At 62.3% G+C, this 7,129-nt stretch carries 8 protein-coding genes; 4 read left to right on the top strand and 4 right to left on the bottom strand.

All coding sequences use genetic code 11. From position 1 onward, the window contains the following. Positions 1 to 252: 252 nt before the first annotated feature. From corA to AC0L3N_RS33305, 3 genes are all read left to right on the top strand, one after another. Positions 253 to 1,227: a magnesium/cobalt transporter CorA gene (gene corA / locus AC0L3N_RS33315; RefSeq protein WP_473551886.1), complete on the top strand. Its 975-nt coding sequence runs from the start codon at positions 253 to 255 to the stop codon at positions 1,225 to 1,227. A 134-nt stretch (positions 1,228 to 1,361) separates the two neighbouring features. Beyond that, the gene (locus tag AC0L3N_RS33310) at positions 1,362 to 1,847 is read left to right on the top strand and encodes a MaoC family dehydratase (RefSeq protein WP_473551884.1); all 486 of its coding nucleotides are present in this window, start codon (positions 1,362 to 1,364) and stop codon (positions 1,845 to 1,847) included. Continuing rightward, positions 1,844 to 2,314 (top strand): MaoC family dehydratase, encoded by a 471-nt coding sequence (locus AC0L3N_RS33305; RefSeq protein ID WP_473551881.1) that lies wholly within the window; start codon positions 1,844 to 1,846, stop codon positions 2,312 to 2,314. Before AC0L3N_RS33310 ends, AC0L3N_RS33305 begins: the two co-directional genes overlap by 4 nt. A gap of 120 nt (positions 2,315 to 2,434) precedes the next feature. Here AC0L3N_RS33305 and AC0L3N_RS33300 read toward each other — a convergent pair whose 3' ends face one another. The 4 genes from AC0L3N_RS33300 to petA form a co-directional block, all read right to left on the bottom strand. Beyond that, positions 2,435 to 2,980, bottom strand: coding sequence for an adenine phosphoribosyltransferase (locus AC0L3N_RS33300; RefSeq protein ID WP_095491616.1), 546 nt, complete (start codon positions 2,978 to 2,980; stop codon positions 2,435 to 2,437). 203 nt (positions 2,981 to 3,183) lie between these two features. Then, on the bottom strand, positions 3,184 to 4,056 hold the full coding sequence (locus tag AC0L3N_RS33295) for a cytochrome c1 (protein WP_473551878.1): 873 nt from the start codon (positions 4,054 to 4,056) through the stop codon (positions 3,184 to 3,186). A gap of 89 nt (positions 4,057 to 4,145) precedes the next feature. Beyond that, positions 4,146 to 5,444 carry a cytochrome b gene (locus tag AC0L3N_RS33290; RefSeq protein WP_473551876.1) on the bottom strand — a complete coding sequence of 433 codons (1,299 nt, stop codon included), beginning with the start codon at positions 5,442 to 5,444 and terminating at the stop codon, positions 4,146 to 4,148. 17 nt (positions 5,445 to 5,461) lie between these two features. Further along, a complete protein-coding gene (petA, locus tag AC0L3N_RS33285; protein ID WP_095491618.1) occupies positions 5,462 to 6,022 on the bottom strand; it encodes a ubiquinol-cytochrome c reductase iron-sulfur subunit in 561 nt (186 codons plus the stop codon). A 302-nt stretch (positions 6,023 to 6,324) separates the two neighbouring features. On the opposite strand from petA, the gene AC0L3N_RS33280 reads away from it, so the two are divergent. After that, positions 6,325 to 6,681: a cupin domain-containing protein gene (locus tag AC0L3N_RS33280; RefSeq protein WP_473551887.1), complete on the top strand. Its 357-nt coding sequence runs from the start codon at positions 6,325 to 6,327 to the stop codon at positions 6,679 to 6,681. The last annotated feature ends 448 nt before the right edge of the window (positions 6,682 to 7,129 follow it).

Raw genomic sequence — 7,129 nt, 5'->3', positions numbered from 1 at the left:
ACCCCCTCGCGCACAATGCGCAAAACTGTTCGCGATGTCCTCGCACACCTGTTCGCGATGTCCCCAGTCCAAACACCACAAGGGGAGAAGGAAGAGACTGCACAGGGCGTTTCCGCGCGGCTTGACTGCCGGCAATGCCCGGTCTAAGGGGCGTCTGCGCCCGGCCCCACGCTTTCGTCAAAGCGCCCGTCCGGTGCAATCCGAAACGACGCTCGAACCCATCCTTTTGGCCTCAGCAAGGGAGACCCGGCGATGATCAAGGCATTCGTCGTGGACAATGATCGCCTGCGCCTTGCCGACGATCTCTTGGCAAACAGCGACCAGGTCGTCTGGGCCGACCTCGTGAGCCCGACAAAGGAAGAGGAAGCCGCCATCGAGGCCTGGCTCGGTGTTGCCATTCCGACGCGCGAGGAGATGGAGGAGATCGAGATTTCGAGCCGCCTCTATGTCGAGGACGGCGCCTATTTCATGACCGCCATTCTGCCAGCACAGACCGAGGCCGACGATCCCTTGATGTCGCCGGTCACCTTCGTGCTGGCCGGCAACAGGCTGATCACCGTGCGTTACCACGAACCGAAGGCTTTCAAGACTTTTCCGCAGCGTGCCGAGAAAGTGGCGACCGGCTGCACCAGCGGCGACACCATCCTGATCGGCTTGCTGGAGGCGATCGTCGACCGCCTCGCCGACATTCTGGAGCGCGCCGGCCGCGACATCGAGGCGATCTCGCGCGACATCTTCCAGGCAAGCTCGACCAAGGCGTCCAAGCGCAACCGCGATTTTCAGGAATTGCTGAAGGCCATCGGCCGCAAGGAGGACATCGCCTCCTCGATCCGCGACAGCCTGATCTCGCTGCAGCGGCTCGCCGGCTTCCTCACCCACGCCTCGACCCAGACCAAGATGAGCAAGGACATTCGCGCCCGTATCAAGACCTTGTCGCGCGATGTGCTGTCGCTCGCCGACCACGCCACCTTCCTGTCGCAGAAGATCAACTTCCTGCTCGACGCGACGCTCGGCATGATCTCGATCGAGCAGAACGCCATCATCAAGATTTTCTCTGTCGCCGCTGTCATCTTCCTGCCGCCGACGCTGGTCGCCTCAATCTACGGCATGAATTTCAATGTCATGCCCGAACTGACCTGGAACTTCGGCTACCCCTTCGCCATCGGCTTGATGATCCTCTCGGCGATCCTGCCCTTCTGGTATTTCCGCCGCCGCGGCTGGTTGTAAAGCCTTCGGACCCTCTGTTCCCGTTGGGCGCAATGGCCTGGCGCATCAGAAATGCCTTGACCAAATCCCGCCCCGCCTGCATCCGGGAACCCCGATCCGCGACGATCGTACAAACTTGAACCGGATTCCAAACCATGACCGGAAAGAATTCCAGACGAAAGACTTGGGCCTATGAGGATTTCGTCGAGGGCGCCTCGCTCGACCTCGGCACGAAGCTGGTGAGCGCGGCCGAGATCATCGAATTCGCGCAGGAGTTCGATGCGCAGCCGATGCATCTCGACGAGGCGGCGGGCAAGGCCAGCATCCTTGGCGGGCTGGCGGCCTCCGGCTGGCACACCTGCGCGATGTTCATGCGCATGCTGTGCGATGCCTTCCTGCTGGACTCGACCTCGCAAGGCGCCCCCGGTGTCGATCAGGTCCGTTGGAAGAGGCCGGTGCTGGCCGGCGACATCTTGAGCGGCAACACCACCGTCCTTGCCAAGCGCCTGTCCAGGTCCAAGCCCCAGCTCGGCCTCGTCACCATGCGCAGCGAGCTTTTCAACCAGCGTGGCGAAGGCGTCTTCGAACTCGAGAACACCGTCATGTTCCTCGCCCGTGATGCCGCACAGGGCCCCTCATGACATTGGACGAGTTCTTCTGCATCGGCATCACCGTCACGCTCGGTTCGCACAAATTCGAACCCGAGGCGATCAAGGCGTTCGCCAGGAAATACGATCCGCAGATATTCCATCTCGACGGGGAGGCGGCGAAGAACAGCGTGTTCGGCGGCCTGTGCGCCTCGGGCTGGCACACAGCCGCAACCTGGATGAAATTGAACCTTGAGACCGGCGTGGAGGCCGAGGGCGCCCGCTGGGCCGGCGCTGAGCCCGCACCCGAATTCGGCCCCTCGCCCGGCTTCAAGAACCTCAAATGGCTGAAGCCCGTCTATGCCGGAGAAACCGTGACCTTCACCCGCACCGCGCTTGCCCACCGCCCCATCGCATCGCGGCCGGGCTGGCGAGTGCTGACGCTGCGCTCGGAGGCTTTCGATTCGACCGGTGACAAGGTCATCGAGTTCGAAAGCGCCGTGCTGGTGAAAGTGGGATAGTCTCTTCCTTCTCCCCTTGTGGGAGAAGGTGGCCGAGCGAAGCTCGGTCGGATGAGGGGTGCTCCAGCTTGGCACTGCGGCACTCCGTCCAACACCCCTCTTCCGTCTCGGAGCTGCACTTCAATGCCCTTCAAACCCGATCAGCGTCCTGACCGGCACGCCGAGTGCTTCGAGCTTGTCGCGGCCGCCGAGGTCCGGCAGGTCGATGACGAAGCAGGCGGCGAGGATGTCGGCGCCGATCTGGCGCAACAGCTGGACCGCCGCCGCCGCCGTGCCGCCGGTGGCGATCAGGTCGTCGACCAGGATCACCTTTTCACCCGGAGACACGCCATCCCTGTGCATCTCCATCTCGTCCAGCCCGTATTCGAGGCTGTAGGCGACGCGCACCGTCTCGTAAGGCAGCTTGCCCTTCTTGCGGATCGGCACGAAGCCGGCCGAGAGCTGATGGGCGACGGCGCCGCCAAGGATGAAGCCGCGCGCCTCGATGCCGGCGATCTTGTCGACTTTCTGGCCGGCATAGGGATGCACCAGCTCGTCGATGGCGCGGCGGAAGGCGCGCGCATTGCTTAGCAGCGTGGTGATGTCGCGAAACAGGATGCCCGGCTTGGGATAGTCCGGAATGGTGCGGATCGCGGCAAGCAGCGTGTCTTCGAGCGAAGGTTTCATGGGGCGGCTCTCCGGGGCATTCGTCCGATTCGACTTGAAGACGTGAAAAGGAACTTCGGCGATCGTAACCCGGCGTGGCCGGCGACGGCTACCGCGATGTGGCGCCTGGAAGAAAATTGTCCGGCAAAAGACTGAGCCGGCCGCCTTCGGAATACAAAAAGGGCGCCTTTCGACGCCCTTTCGATCTCGTGGCTTTGCGTAGCTCAGTGCGCCACGCCGGCCCACACCTTGCGCTTGGTCAGATAGACCAGCGCGCCGAACAGCAACAGGAAGACCAGCACGCGAAAGCCGGTTTTCTTGCGGGCTTCAAGATGCGGCTCGGCTGCCCACATCAGGAAGGCCGACACGTCGCGGGAATACTGGTCGACCGTCTGCGGCGAGCCGTCATCATAGGTCACCTGGTCGTCGGAAAGCGGGTTGGGCATCTTCAGCGACACGCCCGCTATGAAGTACGGATTGTAGTGGGTGCCTTCCGGTATCTCCATGCCCGCTGGCGGCTGCTCGTCATAGCCGGTCAGCAGCGAGTGGATATAGTCGGGACCGCCCTGGGCGTATTGCGTGAAGATGTCGAAGACGAAACGCGGAAAACCGCGCGTGACGCCGCGCGCCTTGGCCAGCAGCGACATGTCGGGCGGGGCAGCCCCGCCATTGGCGGCCGCCGCTGCCTGCTCGTTGGGGAACGGCGCCGGGAAATGGTCGGACGGTATGCCGGGACGATCGAACATGTCGCCGGCATCGTTGGGACCGTCATTGATCGTGTACTCGGCGGCCAGCGCCTTGACCTGCGCTTCCGAATAGCCAAGGTCTTCCAGTGTGCGGAACGCCACCAATTTCATCGAATGGCAGGCCGCGCAGACTTCCTTGTAGACCTTCAGTCCGCGCTGCAGCTGCGCCTTGTCGTACGTGCCGAACGGCCCGGCGAAGCTCCAGTCCATCTCCTTCGGCTCGTGTATCGGGAAATGCGTCGGCTGGGCTTCGTTGTGCGCCTCCTCCTGGGCGATGGCCCCGGTGGTCGCGGCCGCAGTGCCTGCCAACACAAGGCCGAGCAGCGCCAGCGAGGTGAGAATCGTCTTCATGCCAAATCCCCTTGAGATTCTCTGCCGCGCTGTCGTCGTCTCGAGCATGAGCTTTTCCGAAAACCGGTCTCCACTTTTCAGGATCATGCTCAGCCCTTGGTTTCCGCTGCGGCTGTCGCGCGAGCCGGATGCCCGCCACCCTTGTTCTTCTCGAGTACCGCCTCGGTGATCGAATTCGGCAACCGCCGCGGGGTCTCGATCAGGCCAAGCACCGGCAGCACGACCAGGAAGAAGGCGAAGTAGAACAATGTCGCCATCTGCGCCATGAAGACATAGCTGCCCTCGGCCGGCTGCGAACCCAGCCAGCCAAGCAGGACGGCATCGATCACGAACAGCCAGAAGAACAATTTGTACCAGGGCCGGTAGACCGCCGAGCGCACCTTTGAGGTGTCGAGCCACGGTACCAGGAACAGCATGGCGATGGAGCCGAACATCGCGAGCACGCCACCGAGCTTGGAGTTGATCGGCCCGATATTGAAGGTGATGGCGCGCAGGATCGCGTAGAACGGCAGGAAGTACCATTCCGGCACGATATGGGCAGGCGTCTTCAGCGGGTCGGCGACTGTGTAGTTGTCGGGATGGCCGAGAAAGTTCGGCAGGTAGAAGACGAAGTAGGCGAAGATGAACAGGAACACGAGCATCCCGAACGCGTCCTTGATGGTCGCATAAGGGGTGAAGGCGACGGTATCGGTCTTCGACTTGACCTCGATGCCGGTCGGGTTCGACTGGCCGACCACATGCAGCGCCCATATGTGCAGCACGACGACGCCGGCGATCATGAACGGCAAGAGATAGTGCAGTGAAAAGAAGCGGTTCAGCGTCGGGTTGTCGACAGCGAAGCCGCCGAGCAAAAGCTGCTGGATCCACTCGCCGACCAGCGGGACGGCGCTGAAGAAGCCGGTGATGACGGTCGCGCCCCAGAACGACATCTGCCCCCAGGGCAGGACATAGCCCATGAAACCTGTCGCCATCATCAGGAGGTAGATGATGCAGCCGAGGATCCACAGAAGCTCGCGCGGCGCCTTGTAGGAACCGTAATAGAGGCCGCGGAAGATGTGGATGTAGACGGCGACGAAGAAGAATGACGCGCCGTTCGAATGCAGGTAGCGCAACAGCCAGCCCGAATTCACGTCGCGCATGATCTTCTCGACCGAATCGAAGGCGAGAGTGCTGTCCGCCGCATAGTGCATGGCCAGCACGATGCCGGTCAGCATCTGCGCCACCAGCATGGTCGCCAGGATGCCGCCGAAGGTCCACGCATAGTTGAGGTTGCGCGGCACCGGATATGCGACGAAGCTGTCATAGACCAGCCGCGGCAGCGGCATGCGGGCGTCGAACCAGCGTCCGATACCGGTCTTGGGCGTATAGGTCGAGTGTCCCTCGCTCATCGAAATATCCCTTAGCCTCAGCCGATACGGATCTTGGTGTCGGAAATGAACTGGAACACCGGCACCGACATGTTCTCCGGCGCCGGCCCGCCGCGGACGCGGCCCGAGGTGTCGTATACCGAGCCGTGACACGGGCAGAACCAGCCGCCGAACTCGCCTTCCTGGCCGAGCGGGATGCAGCCGAGATGGGTGCAGACCTGGACCATCACTATCCAGGCTTCCTTGCCCGGCATGGTGCGGTTGGCGTCCGTCGCCGGCGCATCGGCCGGCAAATTGGCGTTGCGAGCGAGCGGATCCTTGAGCTCGGCCAGATTGACCGCCTCGCCGTCCTTCATCTCTTGTTCGGTGCGGTTGCGCACCACCACCGGCTTGCCGCGCCATTTCACGACAAGCGACATTCCCGGCGTCAGCGAGGAGACATCGACCTCGACCGAGGCCAGCGCCAGTGTCGAGGCATCAGGGCGCATCTGGTCGATGAACGGCCAGGCGACGGCACCCGCGCCGACCACCGCGGCCATGCCGGTGGCGACATAGAGAAAATCACGACGGTTGGGATCCTGGATGTCGGTTGCGCTCACGGGTGCCTGATCCTTTCGCCTCTTCCGTGCCGGTGGCCGAGGCTTGTTCCCCGCTCTTTCACGCCAACCCGACAGCGCATGGCGAACAGGCTAGCGAATTCCTCCGGCAATTGGCCTTCGGTTTATGCGTGAAGCCCGTTTTTGTCCAGACGGGTGAAGGCACAAGGGCAGATTGTCGCGGGGACGCAATTCGGCGTCGGGCGGCATGGCGGCGAAGAGGGCGAAACCACAGGAAAACAATGGCAAAACCGGCGCCGGTGTTTGCCTCGACAGGAGACCCAGCCTCGGTCTATCCTCGGCTCATGGCGCATGTCATCGACCGCGACAAATGGGCCAGGACGCCCGACCGCTGCCTCGACCATTGGCAGGGCGAACTGCAGTGCGGCGCGTACGGCTCCAGAAGCTGCCTGATCTTCAACTACCTGCCGGAGATCGGCGGCGGCCCGCGGCTGCACATGCATCCCTATTGCGAGATTTTCATCATCCGAACTGGCACCGGCCTGTTCACCGTCGGCGATCGGCAGATCGAGGCGTCGGGCGGCCAGATCCTGATCGTGCCGCCGAACACGCCGCACAAATTCACCAATCTCGGCCCAGGTCCGCTGGAGACCACCGACATCCACGAAAACGGCAGCTTCATAACCGAATGGCTGGAGTAGGCCATGATCCCGAACCGAAGGTCCGCGTCAGCGATAACCGGAAACCAGTTTTCGGGATCAATGGCCGAAGTCGGACCCTGAGCGGACATTCTCAGCGCTCTTCCGCATTTCTCTCTATAGCCGACTTTCAAAGGAATCAGCGCCAATGACCTGGTTCAGACGTTTGTGAGTCGATCTGGCCGCCCGAAACAGTCCTTCCCCGACTGACGCAAACGGTCTCGACTTCTTAAGCAGGCTGCCAGATTTCCTCTTCGGTAGCTTTCAACATGATCTACTCCCGCGGCGGGCTGGTCGCACCGCGCTGCAAAGGTTTGCGAAAACCTCATCAATAGACCGATGTCGCCGAGCTTTCAACGTCCGGCGCGGCAACGCCAGGGCTACGAACTCGGGTTAACGCACTTTAGGGATTGCGGTTGATCTGATTCCATGGGGCTTCGATGATTCGGAG

This window comes from Mesorhizobium sp. WSM4807, from assembly GCF_055811615.1.
This window is presented reverse-complemented; position numbering and strand designations above follow the sequence as displayed.

Excerpts from the sequence above, each read along its gene's own strand:
- AC0L3N_RS33280 (WP_473551887.1), top strand. The coding sequence starts at position 6,325 with ATGGCGCATGTCATCGACCGCGACAAATGGGCCAGGACGCCCGACCGC.
- AC0L3N_RS33300 (WP_095491616.1), bottom strand. The coding sequence starts at position 2,980 with ATGAAACCTTCGCTCGAAGACACGCTGCTTGCCGCGATCCGCACCATT.
- AC0L3N_RS33295 (WP_473551878.1), bottom strand. The coding sequence starts at position 4,056 with ATGAAGACGATTCTCACCTCGCTGGCGCTGCTCGGCCTTGTGTTGGCA.
- AC0L3N_RS33305 (WP_473551881.1), top strand. The coding sequence starts at position 1,844 with ATGACATTGGACGAGTTCTTCTGCATCGGCATCACCGTCACGCTCGGT.
- corA (WP_473551886.1), top strand. The coding sequence starts at position 253 with ATGATCAAGGCATTCGTCGTGGACAATGATCGCCTGCGCCTTGCCGAC.
- AC0L3N_RS33310 (WP_473551884.1), top strand. The coding sequence starts at position 1,362 with ATGACCGGAAAGAATTCCAGACGAAAGACTTGGGCCTATGAGGATTTC.
- AC0L3N_RS33290 (WP_473551876.1), bottom strand. The coding sequence starts at position 5,444 with ATGAGCGAGGGACACTCGACCTATACGCCCAAGACCGGTATCGGACGC.